Origin of the sequence: Microbacterium sp. AK009, from assembly GCF_013410955.1 — a bacterium.
In the GTDB taxonomy this organism is placed as follows: domain Bacteria; phylum Actinomycetota; class Actinomycetes; order Actinomycetales; family Microbacteriaceae; genus Microbacterium.
In genome coordinates, this window is the sequence record NZ_JACCCG010000006.1 from 319363 (window position 1) to 344167 (window position 24805).

Below are 24805 nucleotides of genomic sequence, written 5' to 3' on the forward strand. Positions count from 1 at the left end.
GTGGGCGTATGGCAGGAGCGCCTCTGACGTACCACCAGCGAGTCGCTGGCGAGAAGCGGTCGGCGATCATCGCGGCTGCATCGAGGCTGTTCGCCCGCGATGGATACGGAAATACGTCGCTCGCCCGGATCGCTGAGGCCGCCGACGTCTCGACGGCCACACTCTTCAAGCAGTTCCCGACCAAGGCGGACCTGTTCGAGGTCATCGTCGCCGACTTCTGGGGACGAGAATCTGCCCCGCCTCCGCTTCCCAGCCCAGCCGATCCAGGCTCAGGTCTCGAGGCGCTCGGACGGCAATACACAGAACTCCTGCGACGACCCGGCATGGTCGGGCTGCACCGCATGGTGATCGCCGAGGCTCCCCGATTCCCCGAGCTGGCACGGATTCAGTTCGACCTCGGCAAAGAGCCCTTCTTTGAGCGAGTGCACGCCTACATCACGGCGGCTGCAGAACAGGGCGCGCTTCGTGTGCCGAACGCAACCATCGCAGCCACCCAATTCCTCGGGATGATCTCGAACGTCGTATTCTGGCCGAAACTGCTCCTGGTCGAATGGGACCCTGCGGAGGACACGGTCAGCGAGGCTGTGACGGGTGCCGTCACGATGATGCTCGCCACCTACGGCGCGAGGGCTTCAGTGAGTTCACTTCGTTGACCTGCGCCGCCTAGAGCATCCACATCCGGGCGGTGCCCGGATGTGGACCGAAGCGTGCTGACAGCGCTTGGAAGCCCTCGGTGACCGAGCCATTGTCAGTACATACTGGGCGCATGGATGCTCGGTACGACCGCTTTCCGTTCCAAGACGGAGAGTTTCCGCCGCTTGGCGAGAAAGCCTATGCGCCTGTGGTCCCGGTGCAAGCGATGGGATTCACCGACGGAGAAGAGTGGGAGGTCGTGGGCGAGTCCAGGTACCTCGACCGAATACTACGCATCAAGGCCTTGATGGAGGCAGATGAGGAGGGCGGAACCCTCTTTGCTCAGCTAATTGCCGAGCCTTTGAATGAGTTCGATCGCCACGCTGTGCGCGTCGACCTTGTGTGGGGCTACGAGCGAGAGACTTGCGGCTATCTTCCGCGTGAGCAGGCTTATCGACTCCAGCCGTTGGTCGTCCAGGCGGCCGACGACGGCCTCCTCGTATTCCGGCAGGCAGCCTTATACGGCGGTACACCTGAACGGCCGAATATTGGAGTCTGGCTTTCGCCCCCACCAACTTCAGAGGACTCCCGTGATTACTCTGACTTCCGCGCTGAGCGTGACGCTGACAATCGCGATCGATTCGCGGCCGCTGAGCGGGCCGCCGCGACTGCCCGGGAGCACGAGGCCGCGAAACTCGCCGAACAGGACGCAGTCGCGGAAAAGCGGTCGATCTGGAAGCGTCTCGGCTTCTGAACTCACAGTAGGCACCGACCCGGCCCTTCGGAACGGCGTCGAGCGGCGATCCCCAATCGGGCGATGCGCGTAAATGGTTGGTGGAGGGCCTGGGAACCAGGCGCCCGCACATTCAGCCCTGATGTCCGCTGCCGCTACTGCCCCCGGTGGCTGCGTCTGCACGGCGAAGGAAGAATCGGACGAGCAGGATGACGCCGGCGAAGATCGCAGCGACGATCAGGACCGCGACAACCACCGCTAGCACGAGACCCAGGGTCAGTAGAAGTCGCGTCACACCGAAAGCATGTCGTTGCAGGCTCGATGCGGCAAATCCGCCGAACATCCTCGATCCTTCCGCGGGCCATGCTCGATGAGCGGACCATCGCGTGCATCGCCCATTCCAGTGCGCCTAGACCGTAACGTCGCCACCACATGTGCGGGCGAGGCCACCAACTCAAACCCTGCGGAGGTACGCGCCCATGTCGAAGTGAACAAGCGGCAGGTATGCACCGCGCGAGGGATGCCGAGGGTGGAGCGTAGTAGTGAGATTGCCAATCGAGACCCAGTCGCATGAGGAAGCGTTGGTGATGCGAACGATGTCCACGAGCATGTCGCGCAGGTACGAGCGTGTCTTGATCGGCTCGCCCCATGCGGCCACCAGAGTGAGCTGGCGACCGCCGATGAAGCGGGTGATGTGCCCTCATTCTCGGCCTTGAGCTCAGGCGAATAGGTGCGGTGCAACCCGTCCGGATCGGTCGACCGTTGCGGGTAGAGGTTGAGCATCACCCAACTGTCGTTCCGATTTCGCTGCGCATATCCGCGGACGCGCCGCAGCGTCTGGTCTAGTTCATTCGGCCTAGCGGTGCTCGGATTGACGCCAACGCAGACGAGTGGGTTCGTGCCGACGGTCCCGAGCACGAATCGCGCGGAGTCGTCTGCGCTGTGCTCGTAGATCCAGCCGGCTGGGACAGCTGAGGTGGCAGGCGTAGGAACGCTCACGAAGTCATGATGCAGGCTGAAGAGCCCAAAATCCGAGCCGGGCCCCTAGGACGGCTGTGCGGCGTGCCAGCGGTTGCAGGACGATCCTCAAACGGGCGGACGCACGGGCCGCGGTAGCGTGTGGCGGTGCAGGATCGATCCCGGCGTATCGCGTTGAGCCCACACTTTGCCGCCTGGGCGGAAGACCGGGACTACTTGGTCTACTACTTCCCTGACGAGGATCAGGTGGCTGTCGCCAGTCATCCCGGCGGCGAGTATCAGTTCCGGATCACTCATCGTGATGGGCTCTTCTTCGTCAAGCCTGTGACGCGCAGCCGGGGTGGTGACGTCATGTTCCGTTCCGCCGACCTGCTCGATGTCGAGCGCTTTCTCACCGCAGCAATCGAGAACCATTCCTGAGCGCATCGCCACTTCAGATGGCACCCTCGGCGGCATGAATGGAATACAGATTGGCTATGCCAGGGTCTCCACCGCCGACCAAGATCTCACTTCGCAACGCGATGCACTGTTGCGACTCGGGGTCCTCGACTCGAACATCTACGTAGATCACGGGCTGACCGGCACGAACCGAGCCAGACCCGGACTGCGCGAGGCACTCGCAGCAGTCTGAGGGGGCGACACCTTCATGGTCACCAAACTGGACCGGCTCGCCCGATCGGTGAAGGACGCCCGCGACATCGCTGACGAACTGACAACGAAGGGCGTCGCGCTCAACCTCGGCGGCAGCAGATACGACCCCACCGATCCAGTGGGACGTCTGCTGTTCAATGTGCTCGCGATGGTCGCTGAGTTCGAGCGCGACCTGATCAGCATGCGCACCAAGGAAGGCATGGCTGTCGCCCGCGCCAAGGGCCACCTGAAGGGCAAGCAACCCAAACTGTCGAAGACACAACGCAAGCTCCTGTTCGAGGTGCAGGACGGGGGTCAGTACACCCAGACCGAGATCGCTGAGCTCTTCAACGTGTCCCGGGCAACGGTCTACCGCGAACTGCAGCGCCGCCGCGTGGCGTTCCTCGCCACCTGCGAAGCGCACATCTTATGAACGCGCATGGCCGGGCTGACACCGCCGACGTCGATCTCGGCATCCGCGCGCTGGCCGCGGCGGTGAGCGCTCGCGCGGTTAACCTGATCCGGTGACTGAGGCCTGCGAGACCTGCGACCCGGTCGTTGTGCGGAACAACGGCCGTCCGCCGCACGACGTCGACGTCGTCCGGACGACGGATGCGCTCATTCGTCGCGTCGAGAGCGGTCGGATGCGCTATCTCGGAGGTGACGTGCCGCTCGAAGACATGGTGGCGCTGGCCAAATCCGACCTGAAGTGCACGATCGTGAGCTACCTCACGTGCGGCGAGTGCCGCCGAACGTGGTTCTGGGGGCTCTGCATCCGCGGTGCGCCGATCTACAAGCCCGTTGCGCCGGACGCGCCGGCGCTTCACCCATGGAGCGCCGTTCCGCCCCGAGAGCAATGGGCGGGAGAACCGCGAAGTGAGTAGGGCGCCGAACGCACCAGCATCCTGGGAATCGCAGGGGTGCGCCGTCTGCCGTCGCCAGTGGGAGACGGCAGAGCGGCCGATCTTCGTGGCCGAGAACCTCGTGGATCGCAGCAAGCTGTACCGCTGCGCGGTGTGCGGGGCCCTGTGGCTCATGACGGAACGCGCGGCCTCGGCCGTGCAGCCCGAGGCGATCCGGTCCACCTACCCCGGGGTCATCGAGTCAGCGGGGAGGCACCCGTCTCGATCCGAGGCCCCAGCGAGCGACGGCGAAGTCCAGTACTGGCGCCACTCCGTGGCATCCACCGATCACTACTTCGGGCTGGTGAACGGTCGAGACTTCATCCTCCGGGGCGATCGATGGGTGCCGTACGACGTTTACAAGTCCGGACCGAGCTGGTGGCGACTGACGGGCGAGCCCGGCGCAGACATCATCACTCAGGACGTCCTGCCACCCGACGCGCCGAGGTGGGTGCCGGGGCGTTAGGGTTGCCGGATGCTCCGTCTCATCGCCCGCATCTATTGGGCGTTCAGCAGGTGGACTCTCGTGACCGAACCCGCACCGGCCCGGCCCACCGTGGTCCTGGGGGCGCCGCACACCTCGAACTGGGACTTCGTGCTCATGCTGGGGATCGCGTGGCGCCTGAAGATGCGCTTCCGCTGGTTGGGGAAGGAGAGCCTCTTCCGCGGCTGGCGCGGCCCGATCATGCGGGCGATCGGCGGCATCCCGGTCGACCGATCGAACCCCGCCGGTGTGGTCGACGCGCTCGTCAGCCGCATCCGGGACGGCGATGTCTTCGGCCTCGTGGTGACCCCGGAAGGCACCCGAGGCGGCGTCGCCTACTGGAAGTCGGGCTTCTATCGCATCGCTCGCGAGGCGGGCCTCCCGGTCACGCTCGGCTACGTCGATCGCACCACGATGACCACCGGGCTGGGGCCGACACTCCCGCTCACCGGTGACGTCAGCGCCGACATGGATGCCATCCGCGCGTTCTACGCGGACAAGTCGGGAATGCGTCCGGCTCTGCGCGTCGAACCCCGGCTGCGCGAAGAGGACGACCCGCGCTCGGACGCGTCGGCCTAGCCGGGATTCCTGGCACCAATCTCCGGGCGCGCAGTCTCACCGATCGCTTGGAATGTCTGCAGCAGCGAGATTGCTTCAACAGGTGTGAACAACGAAGTCAGCGAGGCGCTGCACCGAAGTCAGATCATCGACCTGACGACGACCGGTCGCCGCAGCGGTCTGCCGCGCCGCATCGAGATCTTCCTCCACTACGAGGACGGCGTGCTGTTCATCACGGGGATGCCCCGTCGAGACCGCACCAGGGACTGGATACGCAACATCACCGCGCACCCTCATGTCATCGTGCACGTGAAGCGGGGCGTCGAGGTCGACATTCCTGCGACGGCGCGGGTGATCACCGATCCCCACGAAGCACGGCCGCTCATCGAGGCCGCCGCACGACGATGGCGCAGAGACGATGTCGAGGAGATGATCGCGCACAGTCCGCTCATCGTGCTGACTGTGGCTCCCGCGCCCCCCGCCTGACGGGGCTCCAAGCCGCTTGACGCGATCCTGGGGGCAGGGGTCGAGGGTCGCTGCGGCGCTGGAGGCGGACGCCGGGCGGTGCCCACGACGGAACGGCGGTCGCGGTACTAGGCCCACACGCCTCGCTCCTGCTTCACTCGCTGCCCGCTGGAGGGGCGGTCAGATGGTGCGCCCCGTGTCTTGATCGGTCGGTTCGGGGTTGTACAGGCGGCGTGGGCCGGGGCCTTCCCGACCGAGCCGGTCGTCCGGGTTGAAGAGCGTGCATCGGTCGATGGACAAACAGCCGCACCCGATGCATCCGGTGAAGTCGTCGCGGAGCTGCTGCAGGTCCCGGATTCGGTCGTCGAGCAGGCGTCGCCACCGGTCGGAGATGTGTTGCCAGTCGTCGCGGGTGGGCGTGCGTCCGCCGGGCAGCGAATTCAATGCCTCCGCAACATCCTTGAGCGGAATGCCGACACTGCGCGCGATCCTGATGAACGCGACACGCCGCAACATCTCGCGCCGGTAGCGGCGCTGATTGCCGGATGTGCGATCGCTGCTGATGAGGCCCTGGCGCTCGAAGAAATGCAGGGCCGACACGGAGACGCCGGCGCGTCGCGCCAGCTCGCCCACCGTCAGGCTCGCCTTTGGGGATGTCACGTGCTCGTTCACTTGACCTCAACATTACTTCAGGTTTTAGCGTCGGGACATGACCGAACGCGAACCGACTGCTCGCCTCGTCGCACCGGATGTTGTGGTGCTTCGCGCGCAGCAGATGATGGCCGCACCGATTCGGCCTTCTCGACTCGGTCGACTCCTCCGAATCGCCATGGGGGGAGTGGCGACAGCCGTCAAGGTTCTCCGCCGACGATTGCATGGGCGGGGCGCTGTGAATGATCGAGAAGCCCTCGCATCAGCCCCTCGATCGCGATCGAGGGGTCGAGGTGCTCGGCAGGAGCGAGAAGCCGGCGTGTGATCAGTCCGTCGACGAGAGCGAGCAGCATCCGATGGTGTCCATCGACGTCGGTGCATCCTGACTGCCGCAGGGCGGGAGTCATCCACTCGGCGAAATCGTCCCGCGCGCGCTCGATCTCATCGCGCACGCTGGGAAGGGCGGCGGCTTCGGCGAAAACCGCCTGCCTGGCCAGGGTCACGTCGCGATGAGCACCCGCCGCGTCCACCACGACGCGTGCGAGCTCGTCGACGAGCGACTGCGCATCGACAGGAGGAGGGCCGTTCGCATCTAGAATCGCTCGCTCCCGCTCGAGGAGACGCCGCACAACGCCGCCGAGCAGCGCCTCGCGGGTTCGGAAGCAGTTCGATGTCGACCCGGGCGGAAGCCCGGAGCGAGCGTCCACCGCGCGGTGGGTCAGGGCCCGTCCGCCTCCGTCTGCGAGCACGCCGATCGCGGCGTCCGCGATCCGTTCGACCCGAGCCATGGGACCAGACTACATCCGTAGTTGCCATGAGACTACTCCTGTAGTACCTTCCTACCCACCTGCTCGGAAAGGATCCAGATGTCTCTTGGTTTTCTGAGCTCCGCGATCCTGCTCTGGCTGTGCGCTGTGGCAGCAATTCGCCCGCTCCGACGACCTCGATGGCTCGCCACCTCGGTCTCCGTGGTCGGGATGACTGTCAACGAGATGCCGATCATCTGGATTTCACTGGGTGTTGTGAGCCTGATCGCCAGCACAGATCAGATCGCCCCATCGAATCCGATGGGCCTTCTCGCCGCGGCGCTCACCGTCGCCGCGATCGGCGCGCTCGCCTGGGCTGTGATCGCAGCGGTGCGCTCTCGCTCCGTGCCGATGTGGGCCCTCGACGTGGCGCTTCCCGACGGCTGGCGCACAAGTACCGACAGCCCTTCGGTCGGACGCGTGGTACGCGGGGCGCTGCTCCCTTTCATCCCCGACCGTCGTGGTCTGGCCAAGGTGGAGCATCATCGGTACGGACCCGACCGCCGGCACCGGCTTCAGGTGTTCCGCAGGCGCGACGCGAGTGCGGGCGTACCGATACTGATCCACTTCCACGGCGGCCGCTTCCGCGGAGGCGACGCGGGGCGGGACTCGTTACCCCTCATGCGGTCGCTGGCTCGCCGCGGCTGGGTCTGCGTCAGCGCAACCTATCGGCTGGGCGACGCCGGAGCGTTCCCCGCCTCGGTTGTCGACGCGAAGCGTGTTCTCGCTTGGACCCGAGATCACGCGCACGCGCTCGGCGTCGACCCGACGCGGGTTGTCGTGGCCGGCAGCTCTGCGGGTGCGCATCTCGCGATGTTCGTTGCCCTCACGCCCGGTCAGCCGTCCTACCAGCCAGGGTTCGAGAGCGCGGACGTCTCCGTCTCGGCCGCCGTCGGCCTCTATGGGTATTACGGCCCTCGCACCTCCGAGCCCATTTCGTCTCCTGCTCAGCATGCAACCGCGGCGGCTCCGCCGATCTTCGTGCTGCACGGCGACCATGACTCGATAGTGCCGGTCGACTGGGCGCGCGGGTTCGCGCAGCAGATGCAGCGGGTCTCACACCATCCCGTCGCCTACGCCGAACTCCCTGGAGCGCAGCACACCTTCGACATGTTCTCTTCGGTGCGCGCCGAGGCCGTTGCAGTCGCCGTCGAACGATTCTCGAACTGGGCCGTGGGCGCCGGACGCGTCCTCACGAAAGGACCGGAGCCGGTCACTGATTAGTGATGTTTCCAGTTCCGGTGTGGGGCACGGGCGCGAGCATTCCTGAGGCGAACCGCAAACGCGTCGGCTGAAGCGATCGGCCTGCCCCGAGCGTCGCGCGCCGAGGCTAACCCCGTCCGGGCACCTTCGCCTTCACGATCGGGATCGGCCACTGCGTGACATCCAATTCGACGAACGCCTGGTTGTAGTCGGTGATCTCGGCTGTGGGCACGCGCCCCACGACACGGCCGAGCCAGGGATTGTTCGTGAGGCCGGGCAGCGCGGCGACCCGAGCGTCCGACTCCGGCGGACCGCCGTAGGCGAGATCAGCTTCGCCGGAGTCTCGGGGGCGAGGTTCGCGGATCCGGTCTCGGTCGGGGCCGATGAATTCGACGCTGAACGGCCCCTCATCCGCGAACCAGCCGTAGGCGTCCACCCGCCGAAGGCGGGTCATCGCCGCATACTCGACGGTGATGCGGCGGTTCTCGTCGAGGAGCTCGGCGACCCAGGGGAGTTCAGCGATGTGCGCGTCGCTCGGCAGAAGAATGACGGGTTCGCGTTCCCACATCAGGTGTGAGCGCTGCGACACCGCGAACTCCGTGTCGCGGACCGTGGCGAGGAGGTGCGATCCCCAGATCCCTGCGCGCGTGTCCATGCGGTCAACCCTGTCACAGCCGCCGGACCGCCGATGCGCGCTTCGTCGCGGAGGTTCCGTCTCATAGGTAGCGCAAAGGTGCGTCCAACGTCGCGCTTATCCGGGCCCTCCAGTGTTGCTGCAACACACCGACAGAGGAGGACGCCGTGAGCAACACCCCCCAACCCGACTTCACCCCGCAGGGGCCGACCTACGAAGGGCGTGTTCTGCCGCGCCCGGAGGACGAGGTCGTCGACCAGGGCGCCGGATTCGATGTCACGACCATGGTCAGCCGTCGGCGCGTGCTGACCCTCGTTGGACTCGGCGTCGGCGCGGCCACCCTTGCCGCGTGTGCGGCGACCACTTATTCACCCACCAGTGCGACGTCGGCCGCCACGACGGAGTCGAGCCCGACGACCGACGCGACCGACTCGACGGCCACCACGACCACGACGACGGCGGCGGGCGAGATCCCCGAGGAGACCAACGGCCCCTACCCCGCGGACGGTACGAACGGCGTGAACGTGCTCGAGGAGTCGGGCATCATCCGCAGCGACATCCGGTCCAGTCTCGACGGCGGCACGACCGTAGACGGCGTGCCCCTCACCTTCACCTTCTCGGTGACCGACATCGCCGGCGGCGACGTGCCGTTCGAGGGTGCGGCGGTCTACGTGTGGCACTGCGACGCGCAGGGGCTGTACTCGATGTACTCCGAGGGGGTTGAGGACGAGACGTTCCTCCGCGGCATCCAAGTCGTCGACGCCAATGGCGAGGCGACGTTCCAGACGATCGTGCCGGGGTGCTACACCGGCCGCTGGACGCACATCCACTTCGAGGTGTATCCCGACGTCGCATCCGCGACCGACGTCTCGAACGTCGTCGCGACCTCGCAGGTCGCGTTCCCCGAACATGCTGAACGCCGTCTACGAACTCGGCGCCTACTCCGGCTCGGCCCAGAACCTGGCGCAGATCGGCGGCCTCGCGAACGACAACGTCTTCAGCGACGGCACCGAGCTGCAGATGGGGTCGTTCAGCGGCGACACCTCGTCCGGCTACGTCGGCACCCTCGCCGTCGGAGTGGACACCGCCACCGCGCCCGGCGTCAGCGCCGGGGCGGGTGGAGGCGGTGGCGGGCAGCCGCCGTCCGGCGGAGGCCCGGGCAACTGACCCTCGACGAACACGAAAGAAATCTCTCATGCTGCAGAACCTCACGGGCTGGCACGCCCTCATCATCCTCGCCGTCATCGTGCTGATCTTCGGAGCCGCGAAACTCCCCGCGCTCGCGCGCAGCGTCGGTCAGTCGATGCGGATCCTGAAAGACGAGGTGCGTGAAAACGCAGGGGGCACCGATACCCAACCGACGGATGCTGCGGGCGACGCGTCTCTTCCGCATGACTCGTCGGACGCGCCGCACTCCCGCGCCCTCACAACGGCAGATGCCGGAGGCGTGGGCCCGTCATGACCTCCGCGACCGTCGCCCGAGGCGACATGCCCCTCGGATCGCATGTGCGCGAAGCCCGTCGGCGTGCCGTCCGTGCGGCGGTGGCGCTCACGATCGGCATGATCGCCGGATTCGTCTTCTCCGACCAGGTCATCGACGTGCTCCGCGCCCCGATCGAGGCGCTCGCCGCGTCGCGCGACGCGAGCCTCAACTACGACTCCGTCACCGGAGCGTTCGAGCTCAAACTGAAGATCGCCCTGTTCGCAGGAATCGTGCTGTCGAGCCCGGTCTGGATCTTCGAGCTGTTCGGATTCGTCTCGCCGGGTCTCACGCGCCGTGAACGTCGGCTCACCTTCGGGTTCTCCCTCGCCGCACTCGCGCTGTTCGCCGCCGGAAGCGTGACGGGGTTCCTCCTGTTCCCGCACATGGTCGAACTGCTCGCGACCTTCGCGTCGGCCGAAGACAGCACCATCCTCAGTGCCTCGTACTACGTCGACTTCGTGATGAAGATCGTCGTCGCCACCGGCATTGCGTTCACCCTGCCGGTGTTCATGGTGCTGCTCAACGCGCTCGGGCTGGTGTCCGCTCGCACGCTGTTGCGCAGCTGGCGGCTCATCGTGGTCGCGATCGTCGTCTTCAGCGCCCTGGTCACTCCCTCGGCGGACGTGCTGTCGATGTTCCTCATCGCCGTGCCGATGGCGGCGCTCTTCGCCGCTGCACTCCTCATCACCCATCTTCACGACGCTCGCGCGGTTCGCCGCGCAAGCGTCGCCGCCGTACCCGACCCCGTCGCCACGCCCGCGGGCGTCTGAGGCGCCCCGATCCAAGGAGATCCCGTGTTCGGCCTGACCTTCGAGAAGCTCTTCGTCGTCGCCGTTCTCGCTGCGCTGATCATCGGGCCGCACCGCTTGCCGCAGATGGCCCGCCGGGCGGGCGAGGTGCTGAGAGGACTGCGCGCCTTCGTCGAGAGCACCCGCACTCAGGCGGAGAACGACCTGGGTGTTCCGCTCGATCGTGCGCGGTGGGAGACCGTGGATCTTCGCCAGTACGACCCCCGCCGGATCGTCCGCGACGCACTGGAGGGTGCCCCGCCACCCGGGACCCAAGCGGCAGCGACCGGGCAGACCGCCGGCGAACCTGCTTCTCCCGGCGTGGACCGCGAGCCGGACACCGGCTCGGATGCCGACGCTGCGTCGCCTGTCACCCCGCGGCTGGCTCGCCCGAGCACGACTGGGCGCGGGCAGAGGTACGTCGTCTCAGGTTCGGCGGCGCACCCCCGCCGCATCCTGGTTCCCGCATCGGTGGAGGATGCCGCGCCTGTGCCGGCCGCCGGCAGGACCGGGACCGAGGAGGATGCCGGGATGAAGGCCGTGGGCGCGGTCAGCTGAATGACGTTGCCGACTACGAGGTGATCTCACCCGGCGCCTTCGCCCGCGGCCGTCGCCCGCGACTCGATCAGTCGCCCGGCCACGAGCCGGTGACGCGCTCGAAGGCCCGAGCTCCGCCCCGATCGACGAGCGCCTTGACCACCGCGAAGATGGCTCCCTGTATCGCGGTGGCGATGACCAGCTCGCCGAGACCGTACTCGGATTCCAAGGCATTGGGGCTGTCTTCGCGATGGCTTGGACTCAGGCGCTTCCAGATCTGTTTGAAGAGGACGCTCGCCAGTGCTCCGCTGACAATCCCGCTCAGCAGGCCGACCGGTCGGTAGACGAGCTTCGCTGTCTTGCTCGATGTCTTCTCGCGAGGGTGCTTGGCCATAAGACGCCTTCCGGGGGTGCGGTCCTGGGACGGGCGACCCACGGTACCCACCGAGTCGGGCATCGGTGAGGGGGTTGTGAGGATCAGCGGCATCAACTACGGCTGCGGCGTACCTTGGGGCATCCGTGGCATCCCGGCGGACGAGCGTGACTCAACGGTCCCGACGAAGCCGTGACTGCGATCGACCTCGTGGAGGCCGTGGCTCTCACGCGATGAGAACAGTCCTCTTCCGGTCGGGTGGGAAGAGGAAGGGCGTCACCTCGTCAGCCGACTCCGCGACGAACTGCAGGGAGTCGCCGAGGTGCGTCCGGAGTTTCATCCCTGATGCGTAAGACGCCCGCGCCGGCGGCGATCAGGGCGGCCGCGGCGGCTGCGAGGAACGCCGTCGGGTAGCCCGCCAACGCCACGACGAGACCGAGGACGGCGCCGCCGACCGCCTGCCCGAGTACCAGCAGCACGAACAGCAGAGCGGTTCCGCTGGCTGCCCGCGCCGGCTCGAGGAGGGCCGTCCATCCGATCAGCGCTCCCGTGCTCGCCACGTACGCCCAACCGAAGACGACGCAGGCGGCCAGCGTGAAGCCCACCGTGGTGGGAGCCGCAACGAGCGCGGAGGTGGCCACGGCGAGCACCACGACGGTGACCGCCCACACTCGCGGCGGCGGCGTGGCCGCGAGGAGACCGGCGGTCGGAACCACCGCCAGCCCGCCGACGCCGAGCGCGACCCAGGCGAGCACCGTCGCGCCATTGGGGAGCCCGGCATCGGTGAGCATCGTGCGACCGAAACTCCACACCGCGGCGGATGCTGCGCCCATCAGAAGGGCGCCGACGATCACGATGCGGTGGGCACGCCACCACGAGGCCGGAGGAAGGCCGACGGTCGGGGCGGAGTCGCGGTGCCGATCGAGCACGAGTACAGCGGCGGCGGCGACGACCGAGACGGCGGCGGCCATCCACCAGGCCGCTCGCCACTGAGGCAGCAGCGCGATCGCGAGTATGCCCGCCGCGATGAGACCCGGCCCCGTTCCGGCATTGACGATCGACTGCGCGCGATCGGCGGCCTCGCGCCGCAGATTCCGCTGAATGACCCGCACGAGCGCCGGGGAGGCCACACCGGCACCGGTCGAGGCCAGCACCGCGCCGGCAGCAAGCCAGGCAGTCGAGGGGGCGATCGCAACCCCCGCGGTGCCAAGGGCAGCAGTAGCGCCGGCGAGAGCGACCAGCGTGCGCGGGTGCCGGGGCGCGAGCACGAATCCGCACACCGCTCCGGCGCAGTAGGCGATCGATCCGCCGGCGAAGATCGCTCCGGCGACCGCGGAATCGAAACCGAGTTCGGCCTGCATGCCGGGAAGGTGCAAGCCGTAGGCGAAGCGGGCGAGACCATACGTGGCGGCGATGAGAGTGGTCGCAGCGACGGTCAGATAGAATGAAAACGATCGTTTCACTTTCACGAGCATAGGGTGCTGACATGGCATTGCGCGAGGGCACCGAGCGACGCATCCTCGACGCCGCCGAAGAGCTGTTCTTCACGCGTGGCGTCGCGGCGACGCCGATCGACGCCGTCATCGATCGTGCGGGCGTGTCGGCAGCGACGCTGTACCGGGGCTACTCCAGCAAGGAGGCGCTGTTGGCCGCTGCGCTGCGCCGGCGCCAGCGCGACTGGATCCAGACATGGGATGAGGCGATCGCCGACGCGTCAGGCGATGTGTCGCGCGTCCTCGCCGTGTTCGATGCGCTCGACACCTTTCGTGGAAGAGCGCATGGCTCGCGATGGTGCGCCTTCCTCGGCGCCGCAGCGGAGCATGCGGAGCCCCCTGCCGAGGTCGCTGAGGCGGTGCGGGCAGACACCGAAGCGCTGCGATCACGACTTGAAGCGCTGGCGCGCCCGCTGGTCGGCAAGGGCGCGGGCGAGCTCGCCGATGAGTTGGTTCTGGTCGTCACCGGTGACCTCGCCATGCGCCTGCGATATCCGGATGCGACGAGCGCAACGTCTCGCCGCATCGCCGAAACCCTGCTCACTCATCGTCGAGCAGCCACCGGCGTCTCCGCTTGTCGCGATGGCGAGGGTGACCGCAGCTCGAGGCTCCAGCCCCCGTCTGCAGGGTCATCGTGACGGGGAGGGGGCTCGCCCGCCTGGGCGCCGAGACCGAGGGCATCGAGTTGCTGATGAAGATACTTCGGGGCCTGAACGCGCCAGGCGTCCGTCACCAGCTCGGCCAGATGGTCTGCCTCGATCGCCGCGAGCCGGAACGCCACCTTCGGCTCGCTCCAGGGTGTGGTCGTGCGCAGAAACACGTCGGGATGCATCTGGACTAGAGCTGATCCGTCCATCGGGTCCGCGACCTTCACGGCGACGACGAGCTCGGCTGCGAGAATCGCACGAATGTCGTCGGGGATGCTGGGCCAGGGGTGGCACTCCCACGCATACGGTTTCCTGCGGACGAACCACGCGGCGCCGCCCGACGTCACGCGCTCCTCGCTGCCGGGCAGGCTATCGGCGATCTTGCGCACGTCGTCGAGGGTGGCCACGGCGCGAGCCTACGCGGCGCGCGCGACATCGCAAGGGTGGGGCGTCGTTCGAGCAGGCGCACCGTCGGGCGCGTGCGATCCATACGATGTCGTCGCGGCTCATGTCGCCGACGCTACCCCGCCACTCGCTGAGGGCCTTCAGCCCGCGTCGATGAGGGCGAGTCCGGGGGCAGGTGATGGGTCCGCGGGCTCAGTTGCCTCCGGTGACGCGGAGGTTGGCGCCCGAGGTGAAGGCGGCGCCCGGGCCGAAGAAGTAGGCGACGGCGTCGGCGATCTCGTGGGGATGCGCCGCGCGGCGCAACGGGATGCCGGGGGCACGCTCTGCGGGAGCGTCCGGGCGCCCGCCATCGGCGTGGATGGTTGTGTAGGTGGTGCCGGGCGAGACGGTGTTCACACGCACGCCCTGCGGGCCGAACTCTTTGGCCAACCCGATGGTCATCGCGTTGATCGCGGCCTTGCTCATCGCATACGGCACGTAGGTGTTCGGTGCTCCGCTCGTCGCAGCACCCGAAGAGATGTTGACGATGGTGCCGCCCTCGCCGCCCCTCAGGGTCGACATCACCTCCAGCGCCGCGCGTGTGAGGGAGATGGGAGCGAGGACGTTGATGCGGAGCATCCGTTCCACTTCTGCGAGGTCGATGTCGAGGTAATCGCCGATCCGCATGGTGACACCGGCGTTGTTGACCAGGCCGGTCAGTCGCCCATACTCCTCCAGTGTCGCGGGGACCAGCGCAGCGGCGTCGTCGAGGTCTGCCAGATCCGCCCGGATGAGCAGGACCCGGGCGCCAAGGGCGCGGCAGGCCGCAGCGACGGCGGCCGCCTCGTCGCTCGCGACCCGGTAGGTGAGCGCGAGGTCATGCCCGTCGGCGGCAAGTCGTTCGGCGACGGCGGCTCCGATGCCTCGGCTCCCACCGGTGACGATCGTGACAGGGCGGGATCCGGTCGAATGCGGCATCCCGCAAGCCTATGTTTCGCCGACGTGAGGCGGGACTCCGTCCGGCACCACCCACCAGTCGGCGAACGATCGAGCGCGGTCGCGGTCGATCGTCGTCAGCCGCGTGATTCTTGTCGGAGTGTCGATCGGCGATGCCTTCAATCGTCACCCTAGTGACGCCGAATCCGGCCCACGAAAGGATGACATCATGCGATACGCACTCCTCTTGCACTACCCCGAGATGACCGCCGACGAACTCGGCGCCGAAGCGCTGGCCGAAGGGATGCGAGCCTTCGACGATTATGCGAAGGCCCTCGACGCCGCCGGCGTTCTCATCAGCGCCGAGGCGCTGCAGCCGTCCAGCCTCACCACAACGGTCACGGCTGCGAACGGTGCGCTCCAGGTGCAGGACGGCCCCTTCGCCGACACGAAGGAGCAGTTGGGCGGCACCTTCGTCATCCAGGTCGACAACCTCGATGACGCCATCGCCTGGGCGGGTCGTGCGCCGTCGGCGCAGTACGGCTCGGTCGAGGTGCGCCCGTCGGGCACCTACTTCGCCGACGGGGCGTGGCAGGCCTTCGATTACCGATGACCGCGGAGGGAGACGCCAGGGCCGTCGCCGAGCGCACGGCGCGGGTGTCTTACGGACGCGTCCTGGCGGTGGTGGTGTCGAACACCCGCGACGTCGCCCTCGCCGAGGACGCCCTGGCCGATGCTTTCGAGCGAGCCTTACAGGTCTGGCCCCGAGACGGCATCCCTGCGAATCCGGAAGGGTGGGTGATCACCGTGGCGCGGAACCGACTGCGCGACGCGCTCGGGTCTGCGGCTCGGCGCACCTCCGCTGATCTTGACGACGGCCTGGCGGCGCGCCTCGCCGACCCGGCGTCTCGCGACGCCCTCGACGAGCTTGAGCGGCGCGAGGGCATCCCCGACCGCCGCCTGGAACTGCTCTTCGCGTGCGCTCATCCGGCGATCGACCCCAGCGCCCGTACGCCCCTCATGCTGCAGACGGTGCTGGGGTTCGAGGCGGCGCAGATCGCTGCCGCCTTCGCAGTCCCGAGCGCGACGATGGCCCAGCGACTCGTACGGGCGAAGCGGCGCATCCGCGATGCCGGCATTCCGTTCCGTATCCCGCGCCGCGACGAGATGCCCGCGCGTCTGCCCGCAGTGCTCGAAGCGATCTACGGCGCCTACGCGATCGACTGGCTGCATCAGGGCGATGAGCCGCGCGAGTCGCTCGCCGACGAGGCGCGCTGGCTCGCGGTGCTCACCGCCGCGCTGCTGGGCAACGAACCCGAGGCGTGGGGGCTCGCCGCGCTTCTGACGTTCGCCCAGTCTCGCGCGGCGGCCCGCATCGGCGATCCCTGGCCGCCGCTCGACGAGCAGGACACCGCGCTGTGGGATCGCGCGCTCATCGCCGAGGGCGACGCGCTCCTGCAGCGGGCGTCCGACCTCGGCCGCCCGCTGGGGCGCTTCCAGCTCGAGGCGGCGATCCAGGCGGTGCACTGCCACAGGGCCCGCACCGGAGTGCTCGAGGTCGATACCCTCGTGCGGCTCTACCGCGGACTGGTCGCCATCGCCCCCACCGAAGGGGCGCGTGCGGCCCTCGCCGCCGCTGAAGCACGGGCGGCGGCAGCTTCGCCGTCCTGAGTTCGTCACTGAGCACCTCGCGGTGGCCTGACCACGCCGATCTGCAGCAGGGTGCGCCGCGCCCAAACCCACCCCCGCGGTCGGAACCGACCGCGGCGCAGGGGGTTTCGACGGGGGAGGTCGGTCTCGGTCCACGCAGCGCCCGCCCGGCGGGCGCCCCCGCGGCCCCACGCGTCAGCGCGACCCGGTCGGCATCCCCATCCGGGCGAGCACGACGTTCTCGACCACCTGCACCACGTTGTAGAGCACGAGGGTGATGACGGTGATGAGCGCCACCGACGCCCAGAGCTCGTCGAAGCGCGCCGAGGCGCTGAACTTCTGGATCATCCCGCCGATGCCCTGACCCGTCGACAGCCACTCCGCGAGGAGCGCGCCGGTCACCGCACCCGGGACCGACACACGCGCCGCGGCGAAGAGCGACGGCAGGGCGCCCGGCACATTGACCTTGCGCAGCTGCGTCGCCCGCCCGCCGCCATAGACGTGCACGAGGTCGAGGCTCTCCTGCGACGCGCGACTGAGCCCGAACAGCACCGACGCGAGCGCGGGGAAGAGCACGACGATCGACCCGATGACCGCGACCGACGCGGGGGTTCCGCGGCCGGTGATGAGGATGATGACCGGCGCGATCGCGACGAGCGGCACGCTCCGCAGCAGCAGCGCCAGCGGCATCACCCCCATCTCGACCGAGCGCGACAGCGAGAACGCGATGGCGAGCACGACGGCGACGAGCATGCCGACGACGAATCCCAGTGCCGCGTCGGAGAGGGTCTGCGCGAGCAACGGCGCCATCTCGGCACGGTGCAGCGCAGCATCCTCATCGGTGACGAGGAACTGCCACACCTCCACCGGGCCCTTGGCGACGTAGGGCGAGATGCCGGTGAGATTCACCACCGCCCACCAGAGCGCGACGACGATGACGAGGGTGAGGAGGGCGTTCAGGAGCGAGCGGCCGACGGCCCGCGCGGCGCCGGTCATGCCGCCGCCGCCTTGCCCGAGACCCACGGGGCGACCGCGCGGGCGAGCAGCCCGACGACGGCGTAGCCGATGAGCGCCACGATCGCCGACAGCAGGAACACCGCCCACACGCGCGCGGAGTCGAGGTCGCCCTGCAGACGGATGAGGGTGATCCCGACGCCCCGATCGGTCGCCCCCATGTATTCGCCGAGGATCGCGCCGAGGAACGCGGAGGGCACCGCGATCTGCAGGGCGTTGAGGATGGCGGGGAGGGCGGCGATCAGCCGGACCTTGCGCAGCTGCATCCATCTCGATCCGCCGTAGACGCGTACGACGTCGAGGCTCGAGCGATCGGACGAGCGGAACCCGAGGAGAGCCCCGACGACGGTGGTGAAGAACACCGCGAGGGCGGCGAGGAAGATCGCTGTCGCGCTCGGTTCACCCGCGCGGCGCGCGCCGCCGAGGACGACGATCGCGATGCCGCCGACGGCGACGACCGGCAAGCAGTAGCTGACGACCGCGATCTGCACGACGACGGTCTCGATCTGGGGGAGGAGGAGCACGGTCGAGGCGACGAGGAGCGCCAGGCCGTTGCCCCACGCGTAGCCGATGAGCGCCTCGGTGATCGTGACCTCGAACACCCCGATGTAGGGGGCGAGGCCGTCGGTCCAGATGGTCTGGAACACCACGAACGGCGAGGGCACGGGGGTGAAGGTCGTGCCGGCCGGAGGCTGGAAGACCGTCGCCGCGAAGATCCACCACGCGGCGAGGAGCCCCGCGGCACCGATGACGCCGGCGAGCCAGCCGGGGATGCGACGGACGCGCATCAGGCTTCCGCCGCGGCGCGCCCGTCGGCTCCGAAGAGCAGTTCCGACGCGCGATCGACGAGGGCGTGGAACTCGGGCGTGCGCTGCAGATCGGGGGTGCGCGGATGCGGCAGGTCGACGTCGATGATCTCCTTGATCCGTCCGGGACGCGGCGACATCACCGCGACGCGGTCGGAGAGGAAGATCGCCTCGGAGATGCCGTGGGTGACCAGCAGGGTGGTCGCGGGCTTCTCGGTCCAGATGCGCAGGAGCTCGAGGTTGAGGTTCTGGCGGGTCATGTCGTCAAGTGCGCCGAAGGGCTCGTCGAGGAGGAGCACCGAGGGTTTCAGCGCGAGGGCGCGGGCGATCGACACGCGCTGGCGCATGCCGCCGGAGAGCTGGGCGGGCTTGGCCCTCTCGAAGCCGGTGAGGCCGACGAGGGAGATGAGCTCGTCGATGTAGGCCCTGTCGGCGCGGCGGCCGGCGACTTCGAAGACGAGTCGGATGTTGGCGTACACGCTCCGCCACGGAAGCAGCGCGTGTTCCTGGAAGGCGATGCCGAGCTCGCTGTCGCGGCGCAGCTGCGCCGGGGTCTTGCCGTCGACCCGCACGTCTCCCGTCGTCGGCGTCTCGAGATCGGCGAGGATGCGCAGGATCGTCGACTTGCCGCATCCGGAGGGCCCGAGAAGCGCGAGGAACGAGCCCTTCTCGGTGTGCAGGTGGGTGTCCTGCAGGGCGGTGACGGTGCGGCCGCGGCCGGTGTGGAAGGTCTTGGTGAGACCGTCGATGCTGATGCCGGAACCGCCGGCCGGCGCCGCCGACGGGGTGACCCCCGCCGACGGCGCTGCCGCGGCATCCGATGTTCTCGTATCGGTCATGATGGTGCGTCGCTCGGGCTACGGGAGGTAGTCGATGAGCTCCGGGTTCTCCTCGTAGATCTCGTCGATGATGGTGGTGTCGAACAGGTCGTCGACCGACACCTCCCAGCCGGCCGCGGCGAGCGAGGCCACGGTCTGCTCCTTCAGGGCGTCGGAGATGGTGAACAGTCCATTCGCCTCGGTCTCCTCGGTGGAGATGAGGAGGTTCTGCGCCTCGATGCCGAGCGCGGTCTTCTCGGGATCGAGTGCGCCGAAGACGGCCTCGAGTCCCTCCGACGACTCCGCGGCGGCCTCGTTGTAGTACTTCTCCACGAGGGTGACGGTGTCGTCCACCGGCTGCTGGAAGACCTCGGTCCAGCCCTTGATCTCGGCGATCAGGAACGCCTTCAGCAGGTCGGCGTTCTCGGCGAGGTACTGGTCGGTGACCGTGAAGGTCTCGGCGACGTATGGCACGCCATTCTCGGCGTAGGCGAGGTTGGCGACCTCGTACCCGGCGAGCTCAACGGTGAGGGCCTCGTTCGTGAGGTACGCCATGAAGCCGTCGACGTCGCCGTTCATCAGCGGCGTCGGGTCGAAGTCGACGGGCACGACGTTGACGTCGGCGGGGTCGATGTCGTTGGCGTTGAGGAGTGCCGCGAAGACCGAGGCGTTGGAGTCCTGCACGCCGATCGTCTTGCCGATGAGGTCTTCGGGGGTGGTGATGTTGCCGCCGTCGGCGAGGGAGAGGATCGTGAAGGGGTTCTTCTGGAAGGTCGCGCCGATGATCTTCAGCGGAGCCTCCTCCTCGGCGATCGCGGCGCCGACCGATGCGGCGTCGCTGAGCGCGACCTGCACCGTGCCGGAGAGGAGCTTGGCGACCCCGGTGTCGGGGCCCGAGATGCCGATGACCTCGTCGAAGCCGGCCTCGTCGTAGTAGCCGTTCTCGTAGGCGTAGAACTCGCCGGCGAACTCCTCGTTCTTGATCCAGGAGTACTGGACGCTGATCTCGCCGTACGACGCCTCTTCGGCGCTGTCGCCGCCGGCGGCGGCGGTGGTCGTGCCGCCGGAGGCGCAGCCGGCGAGGACGAGGGCGGCGGCGAGGAACGCGGCCGCGCCGGCGGCGAGGCGACCGCGGCGGCTCAGGGTGCTGTGTGTTGCCATCGGGTGTTGGCTCTTTCTCGTGCGGGTGGAGCGCAGGGATGTGATCAGGCGACGCTATGGCGCGGACGTTTCGCGGGGCGCCGCGCGGTGTTTCGGGGGTGTGACGGATGGCGCGGGGCGGTGGGGCGCGCGAGGTCCGCTCGCCTCGAGCGGCCCGTACAATCGCGAAGATGGAGCGCGCTCGTGGCTGAAGACCGTCTGGATGCTGAACCGGTCGCCGAGGTGACTGTCGACGAGGTCACCGTCAACGGTGCGCTCCGCTCGCTCGACGGCGTGCCGGTGCACACCAACGCCCTCGACTGGCTGCGCTCGTGCGGCCTGACCGGAAGCAAAGAGGGGTGCGCCGAGGGCGAGTGCGGCGCGTGCGCGATGCTCATCGCCACGCCGAGCACGGATGCCGCGGGCGCGGCGTGGACCGCAGTGAACTCGTGCCTCGTCCCCGCCCAGGCGCTCCGCGGCCAGGAGATCGTCACGGCCGAAGGCCTCGGCACGCCCGAGGTGCTGCACCCGGTGCAGGAGGTCATGGCGGCGGGCGGCGGGTCGCAGTGCGGCTACTGCACACCCGGCTTCGTCTGCAGCATGGCCGGGGAGTACTACCGGCACGACCGGGCGCCGGGGGCCGACGGCGACCCTCTTCCCGGCGAGCCCCACACGCACCTCGGACCGAACGGGTTCGACCTGCACGCGCTGAGCGGCAACCTGTGCCGCTGCACCGGATACCGGCCTATTCGCGATGCGGCATATCAGCTCGGGATGCCGGACGGCGACGATCCGCTGGCGGCGCGCCTGCGGCATCCGGCCCCCGAGCCCGTCCCGACCGACGTCACCGTCGACGGCGCTCGCTTCGTGCGACCGGCCACCCTCGACGAGGCGGTCGCCCTCCTTGCGAGCGAGCCCGGTGTGCGCCTGGTCGCCGGGGCGACCGACTGGGGCGTCGACGTGAACCTCCGCGGTGTGCGGGCTCCGCTCGTCGTCGCGATCGACCGGCTGCCCGAGCTGCGGGCGGTGCGCATGGACGACGACGAGATCGAGCTGGGCGCAGCCCTCACCCTGACCGAGGTCGCCGCCGCGCTCGGCGATCGCGTGCCGCTCCTCTCCGAGCTGCTGCCGCAGTTCGCGTCGCCGCTCATCCGCAACCGCGCGACCCTCGGCGGGAACCTCGGCACGGGGTCGCCCATCGGCGATGCGCTGCCCGCGCTCCTCGCCCTCGGCGCCCGCGTCACCCTCACCTCGCGAGACGACGAGCGTAACGTGCCGCTGGAGGAATACTTCACCGGCTACCGGCAGACCGTGCGGAGCGACGACGAGATCATCCGCGCCCTGCGCTTCCCCACGCCACGCGGCGAGCTCGTCGCGTTCCACAAGATCGCCAAGCGCCGCTTCGACGACATCTCCAGCGTCGCGGTCGCGTTCGTGCTCGACCTGCAGGACGGCGTCGTCGCCGACGCGCGGATCGGCCTCGGCGGTGTCGCCGCGACCCCGATCCGCGCCCGCGCCACCGAGCAGGCGCTCGTCGGCCGCGACTGGAGCCTCGCCACTGTTCGCGAGGTCGCCCCCGTGCTCGGGGCCGAGGGCACACCGATGTCGGACCACCGCGCGAGTGCGGCCTACCGTGCAGCCATGCTCGAGAACGCCCTGCGGAAGCTGTTCGCGCGGCATCCGAAGATCCCGGCATCGGGGGTGGCTCGATGAGCGATCTCGCCCGCCGCCCCGCCGACGCCGTCGTCGGCCGCTCCGTCGCGCACGAGAGCGCGGCCCTCCATGTCACCGGCCGCGCGATGTACACCGACGACCTCGCCGTCGAGACCATGGGGGTGCTCACCGCCTGGCCCGTGCAGTCGACCCACACCCACGCGCGCGTGACCCTCGACGTCCTCCCCGCCTACCGCGTGCCGGGGGTCGTCCGCGTGCTCACCGCCGACGATGTTCCGGGCGTCAACGACGCCGGCGTCAAGCACGACGAGCCGCTCTTCCCCACCGAGGCGATGTATCACGGGCATGCCCTGGCGTGGGTTCTCGGCGAGACTCCCGAGGCCGCGAGGCTCGGTGCCGCCGCCGTGGCGGTGACGTACGAGCCCCTCCCGAGCATCGTCACCCTCGAGGAGGCGATCGCCGCAGGCTCCTTCCAGGGCGCCGAGCGCGCCATCATTCGCGGCGACGCCGGCGCGGCCCTCGCCGACGCCCCCCACGTGTTCGAGGGAGTCACCGCGTTCTCGGGCCAGGAGCATTTCTACCTCGAGACCCACGCGTCGCTCGCGCGCATCGACTCCGAGGGACAGATCTTCGTCGAATCGTCGACCCAGCATCCGAGTGAGACGCAGGAGATCGTCGCCCACGTGCTCGACCTGCCGTCGCACCAGGTCACCGTGCAGTCGCTCCGGATGGGCGGCGCCTTCGGAGGCAAGGAGATGCAGCCGCATGGGCTGGCCGCCATCGCCGCGCTCGGGGCGCGCCTCACCCGGCGCCCGGTGCGGCTGCGCCTGAACCGCACGCAGGATCTGACGATGACCGGCAAGCGGCATCCGTTCCACATCTCCTGGCGGGTCGGCTTCGACGATGACGGGCTGCTGCAGGCGCTGGAGGCGACGCTGACCTCCGACGGCGGGTGGGCGCTCGACCTGTCGGAGCCGGTGATGAGCCGTGCGCTCTGCCACGTCGACAACGCCTACTGGATCCCGAACGTCCACGTCGTCGGTCGTGTCGCCCAGACCCACAAGACGTCGCAGACGGCGTTCCGCGGGTTCGGCGGCCCGCAGGGGGTGTTCCTCATCGAAGACATCCTGGGGCGCACCGCCCCCGCGCTCGGCCTCGATCCGGCGGAGCTGCGCAGCCGCAACTTCTACGCCTCGGGGCAGGAAACCCCGTACGGGCAGGTGGTGAAAGACGCCGAGCGGATGCCCGCGATCTGGCAGACGCTTCGCGCCGAGGCACGGGTCGACGACCGGCGCCAGGCGATCGCGGCCTTCAACGCCGAACACGACGACGTCAAACGCGCGCTCGCGATGACCCCCGTGAAGTTCGGCATCTCGTTCAACTTCACCGCCTACAACCAGGCCGGCGCGCTCGTGCACGTCTACAAGGACGGCTCGGTGCTCATCAACCACGGCGGCACCGAGATGGGGCAGGGCCTTCACACCAAGATGCTGCAGGTCGCCGCGACCGCGCTCGGGGTGCCGCTCAGCCAGGTGCGGCTCGCGCCGACGCGCACCGACAAGGTGCCGAACACGTCCGCGACCGCGGCGTCGTCGGGTGCCGACCTCAACGGCGCGGCGGTGAAGAACGCCTGCGAGCAGATCAGAGAGCGGATGACGGGGGTCGCCGCCGGGCTCTTGGGCACCGATCCGGATGACCTCGTCTTCACCGGCGGCCAGGTCACCGCCCCGCACCTGCAGCGTTCGGTGTCGTTCGCCGAGGTCGCCCTGGCCGCGTACTTCTCGCGCGTGCCGCTGTTCGCCGCGGGGTACTACCGCACCGAGGGCCTGTCCTGGGACATCGAGCGCATGACGGGTTCGCCCTTCAAGTACTTCGCCTACGGCGCCGCGGCGGCCGAGGTCGAGGTGGACGGGTACACCGGCGCCTACCGGCTGCGACGGGTCGACATCGTGCACGACGTCGGCGACTCGCTTTCGCCTCAGATCGACCGCGGGCAGATCGAGGGTGGGTTCGTGCAGGGGGCCGGATGGCTCACCCTCGAGGACCTGCGGTGGGACACCTCCGACGGCCCCGGTCGGGGGCGACTGCTGACGACCTCGGCGAGCACGTACAAGCTGCCGAGCTTCTCGGAGATGCCCGAGGACTTCCGCGTGCATCACTTCGCCGACGCCCGCGAGGACGGCGCGGTGTACGGGTCGAAGGCCGTGGGGGAGCCGCCGCTCATGCTCGCGTTCGCCGTGCGCGAGGCGCTGCGCGAGGCCGTCGCGGCCTTCGGGGAACCGGGGCGCAGCGTCGAGCTCGCCTCGCCGGCCACCCCCGAGGCGGTCTTCTGGGCGATCGAGACGGCGCGCGCGGCGCGCGACGCCGTGCCCGTCATCCGCTGAG

The 24805-nt window shown here is 68.8% G+C and carries 31 protein-coding genes and 2 pseudogenes; 19 read left to right on the top strand and 14 right to left on the bottom strand.

Features of this window, described 5'->3' with window-relative positions:
- Positions 1-8: 8 nt before the first annotated feature.
- The gene (locus HDC37_RS15190) at positions 9-653 is read left to right on the top strand and encodes a TetR/AcrR family transcriptional regulator (protein WP_179561222.1); all 645 of its coding nucleotides are present in this window, start codon (positions 9-11) and stop codon (positions 651-653) included.
- A 113-nt stretch (positions 654-766) separates the two neighbouring features.
- A complete protein-coding gene (locus HDC37_RS15195; RefSeq protein WP_179561223.1) occupies positions 767-1387 on the top strand; it encodes a hypothetical protein in 621 nt (206 codons plus the stop codon).
- Positions 1388-1499: 112 nt separating this feature from the next.
- Here the strand turns inward: HDC37_RS15195 and HDC37_RS15200 are convergent, their stop codons facing one another.
- On the bottom strand, positions 1500-1709 hold the full coding sequence (locus HDC37_RS15200; RefSeq protein WP_179560946.1) for a hypothetical protein: 210 nt from the start codon (positions 1707-1709) through the stop codon (positions 1500-1502).
- Positions 1658-2365, bottom strand: coding sequence for a DUF1643 domain-containing protein (locus HDC37_RS17615; protein ID WP_179561224.1), 708 nt, complete (start codon positions 2363-2365; stop codon positions 1658-1660). The genes HDC37_RS15200 and HDC37_RS17615 overlap by 52 nt, the downstream gene beginning before the upstream one ends.
- Before the next feature lie 126 nt (positions 2366-2491).
- On the opposite strand from HDC37_RS17615, the gene HDC37_RS15210 reads away from it, so the two are divergent.
- From HDC37_RS15210 to HDC37_RS15235, 6 genes and pseudogenes are all read left to right on the top strand, one after another.
- The gene (locus HDC37_RS15210) at positions 2492-2764 is read left to right on the top strand and encodes a hypothetical protein (RefSeq protein ID WP_179561225.1); all 273 of its coding nucleotides are present in this window, start codon (positions 2492-2494) and stop codon (positions 2762-2764) included.
- A 34-nt stretch (positions 2765-2798) separates the two neighbouring features.
- Positions 2799-3407, top strand: a pseudogene (locus HDC37_RS15215) (recombinase family protein).
- A 91-nt stretch (positions 3408-3498) separates the two neighbouring features.
- Positions 3499-3858: a hypothetical protein gene (locus HDC37_RS15220; RefSeq protein ID WP_179561226.1), complete on the top strand. Its 360-nt coding sequence runs from the start codon at positions 3499-3501 to the stop codon at positions 3856-3858.
- A complete protein-coding gene (locus HDC37_RS15225; protein ID WP_179561227.1) occupies positions 3851-4342 on the top strand; it encodes a hypothetical protein in 492 nt (163 codons plus the stop codon). Before HDC37_RS15220 ends, HDC37_RS15225 begins: the two co-directional genes overlap by 8 nt.
- Before the next feature lie 9 nt (positions 4343-4351).
- Entirely contained in the window at positions 4352-4939 is a 588-nt protein-coding gene (locus HDC37_RS15230; protein ID WP_179561228.1) for a 1-acyl-sn-glycerol-3-phosphate acyltransferase, read from the top strand.
- 84 nt (positions 4940-5023) lie between these two features.
- The gene (locus HDC37_RS15235; protein ID WP_179561229.1) at positions 5024-5404 is read left to right on the top strand and encodes a nitroreductase family deazaflavin-dependent oxidoreductase; all 381 of its coding nucleotides are present in this window, start codon (positions 5024-5026) and stop codon (positions 5402-5404) included.
- Positions 5405-5563: 159 nt separating this feature from the next.
- Here the strand turns inward: HDC37_RS15235 and soxR are convergent, their stop codons facing one another.
- On the bottom strand, positions 5564-6055 hold the full coding sequence (gene soxR, locus HDC37_RS15240; protein ID WP_179561230.1) for a redox-sensitive transcriptional activator SoxR: 492 nt from the start codon (positions 6053-6055) through the stop codon (positions 5564-5566).
- A gap of 179 nt (positions 6056-6234) precedes the next feature.
- Positions 6235-6822 carry a TetR/AcrR family transcriptional regulator gene (locus HDC37_RS15245; RefSeq protein WP_179561231.1) on the bottom strand — a complete coding sequence of 196 codons (588 nt, stop codon included), beginning with the start codon at positions 6820-6822 and terminating at the stop codon, positions 6235-6237.
- A gap of 189 nt (positions 6823-7011) precedes the next feature.
- Here HDC37_RS15245 and HDC37_RS15250 point away from each other — a divergent pair, with 189 nt between their 5' ends.
- A complete protein-coding gene (locus HDC37_RS15250) occupies positions 7012-8064 on the top strand; it encodes an alpha/beta hydrolase (protein ID WP_179561232.1) in 1053 nt (350 codons plus the stop codon).
- Positions 8065-8170: 106 nt separating this feature from the next.
- Here the strand turns inward: HDC37_RS15250 and HDC37_RS15255 are convergent, their stop codons facing one another.
- Together HDC37_RS15255 and HDC37_RS17440 are read right to left on the bottom strand one after the other, a co-directional pair.
- Positions 8171-8698: a hypothetical protein gene (locus HDC37_RS15255; protein ID WP_179561233.1), complete on the bottom strand. Its 528-nt coding sequence runs from the start codon at positions 8696-8698 to the stop codon at positions 8171-8173.
- A 343-nt stretch (positions 8699-9041) separates the two neighbouring features.
- Positions 9042-9164: a hypothetical protein gene (locus HDC37_RS17440; RefSeq protein ID WP_306457578.1), complete on the bottom strand. Its 123-nt coding sequence runs from the start codon at positions 9162-9164 to the stop codon at positions 9042-9044.
- Positions 9165-9321: 157 nt separating this feature from the next.
- On the opposite strand from HDC37_RS17440, the pseudogene HDC37_RS17445 reads away from it, so the two are divergent.
- The 5 genes and pseudogenes from HDC37_RS17445 to HDC37_RS15275 form a co-directional block, all read left to right on the top strand.
- Positions 9322-9429: pseudogene (locus tag HDC37_RS17445) on the top strand (3,4-dioxygenase subunit beta); the annotation flags it as partial.
- A gap of 157 nt (positions 9430-9586) precedes the next feature.
- Positions 9587-9844 (top strand): hypothetical protein, encoded by a 258-nt coding sequence (locus HDC37_RS17450; RefSeq protein WP_306457579.1) that lies wholly within the window; start codon positions 9587-9589, stop codon positions 9842-9844.
- A gap of 28 nt (positions 9845-9872) precedes the next feature.
- Positions 9873-10139 carry a twin-arginine translocase TatA/TatE family subunit gene (gene tatA, locus HDC37_RS15265; RefSeq protein WP_179561234.1) on the top strand — a complete coding sequence of 89 codons (267 nt, stop codon included), beginning with the start codon at positions 9873-9875 and terminating at the stop codon, positions 10137-10139.
- Entirely contained in the window at positions 10136-10930 is a 795-nt protein-coding gene (gene tatC, locus HDC37_RS15270; RefSeq protein WP_179561235.1) for a twin-arginine translocase subunit TatC, read from the top strand. Before tatA ends, tatC begins: the two co-directional genes overlap by 4 nt.
- A gap of 24 nt (positions 10931-10954) precedes the next feature.
- Positions 10955-11506, top strand: a complete 552-nt coding sequence (locus HDC37_RS15275; protein WP_179561236.1) for a twin-arginine translocase TatA/TatE family subunit — start codon at positions 10955-10957, stop codon at positions 11504-11506.
- 67 nt (positions 11507-11573) lie between these two features.
- On the opposite strand, the gene HDC37_RS15280 is transcribed toward HDC37_RS15275, so the two are convergent.
- Positions 11574-11879 (bottom strand): DUF4235 domain-containing protein, encoded by a 306-nt coding sequence (locus HDC37_RS15280; protein WP_179561237.1) that lies wholly within the window; start codon positions 11877-11879, stop codon positions 11574-11576.
- Positions 11880-12142: 263 nt separating this feature from the next.
- On the bottom strand, positions 12143-13327 hold the full coding sequence (locus HDC37_RS15285) for an MFS transporter (RefSeq protein WP_179561238.1): 1185 nt from the start codon (positions 13325-13327) through the stop codon (positions 12143-12145).
- Between the two features lie 17 nt (positions 13328-13344).
- Here HDC37_RS15285 and HDC37_RS15290 point away from each other — a divergent pair, with 17 nt between their 5' ends.
- Positions 13345-13989, top strand: a complete 645-nt coding sequence (locus tag HDC37_RS15290) for a TetR/AcrR family transcriptional regulator (protein ID WP_179561239.1) — start codon at positions 13345-13347, stop codon at positions 13987-13989.
- Here the strand turns inward: HDC37_RS15290 and HDC37_RS15295 are convergent.
- Together HDC37_RS15295 and HDC37_RS15300 are read right to left on the bottom strand one after the other, a co-directional pair.
- Positions 13896-14405, bottom strand: a complete 510-nt coding sequence (locus HDC37_RS15295) for an MmcQ/YjbR family DNA-binding protein (RefSeq protein ID WP_179561240.1) — start codon at positions 14403-14405, stop codon at positions 13896-13898. The genes HDC37_RS15290 and HDC37_RS15295 overlap by 94 nt on opposite strands.
- Positions 14406-14595: 190 nt before the next feature.
- On the bottom strand, positions 14596-15360 hold the full coding sequence (locus HDC37_RS15300) for an SDR family NAD(P)-dependent oxidoreductase (protein WP_179561241.1): 765 nt from the start codon (positions 15358-15360) through the stop codon (positions 14596-14598).
- 187 nt (positions 15361-15547) lie between these two features.
- On the opposite strand from HDC37_RS15300, the gene HDC37_RS15305 reads away from it, so the two are divergent.
- Both HDC37_RS15305 and HDC37_RS15310 read left to right on the top strand, forming a co-directional pair.
- Complete coding sequence (locus HDC37_RS15305; RefSeq protein WP_179561242.1) at positions 15548-15931, top strand: YciI family protein; 384 nt, start codon at positions 15548-15550, stop codon at positions 15929-15931.
- On the top strand, positions 15928-16989 hold the full coding sequence (locus HDC37_RS15310; RefSeq protein WP_179561243.1) for an RNA polymerase sigma factor: 1062 nt from the start codon (positions 15928-15930) through the stop codon (positions 16987-16989). The genes HDC37_RS15305 and HDC37_RS15310 overlap by 4 nt, the downstream gene beginning before the upstream one ends.
- Before the next feature lie 174 nt (positions 16990-17163).
- Here HDC37_RS15310 and HDC37_RS15315 read toward each other — a convergent pair whose 3' ends face one another.
- From HDC37_RS15315 to HDC37_RS15330, 4 genes are read right to left on the bottom strand one after another with little or no spacing between them, the layout of a single operon-like run.
- Positions 17164-17964 (bottom strand): ABC transporter permease, encoded by an 801-nt coding sequence (locus HDC37_RS15315; protein ID WP_179561244.1) that lies wholly within the window; start codon positions 17962-17964, stop codon positions 17164-17166.
- On the bottom strand, positions 17961-18770 hold the full coding sequence (locus tag HDC37_RS15320; RefSeq protein ID WP_179561245.1) for an ABC transporter permease: 810 nt from the start codon (positions 18768-18770) through the stop codon (positions 17961-17963). Before HDC37_RS15320 ends, HDC37_RS15315 begins: the two co-directional genes overlap by 4 nt.
- Positions 18770-19627 (bottom strand): ABC transporter ATP-binding protein, encoded by an 858-nt coding sequence (locus HDC37_RS15325; protein WP_179561246.1) that lies wholly within the window; start codon positions 19625-19627, stop codon positions 18770-18772. The genes HDC37_RS15320 and HDC37_RS15325 overlap by 1 nt, the downstream gene beginning before the upstream one ends.
- Before the next feature lie 18 nt (positions 19628-19645).
- The gene (locus tag HDC37_RS15330; RefSeq protein ID WP_179561247.1) at positions 19646-20767 is read right to left on the bottom strand and encodes an ABC transporter substrate-binding protein; all 1122 of its coding nucleotides are present in this window, start codon (positions 20765-20767) and stop codon (positions 19646-19648) included.
- Positions 20768-20950: 183 nt separating this feature from the next.
- Here HDC37_RS15330 and HDC37_RS15335 point away from each other — a divergent pair, with 183 nt between their 5' ends.
- On the top strand, positions 20951-22459 hold the full coding sequence (locus HDC37_RS15335) for an FAD binding domain-containing protein (RefSeq protein WP_308472242.1): 1509 nt from the start codon (positions 20951-20953) through the stop codon (positions 22457-22459).
- Positions 22456-24804, top strand: coding sequence for a xanthine dehydrogenase molybdopterin binding subunit (gene xdhB, locus HDC37_RS15340; RefSeq protein WP_179561248.1), 2349 nt, complete (start codon positions 22456-22458; stop codon positions 24802-24804). The genes HDC37_RS15335 and xdhB overlap by 4 nt, the downstream gene beginning before the upstream one ends.
- Position 24805: the final 1 nt, after the last annotated feature.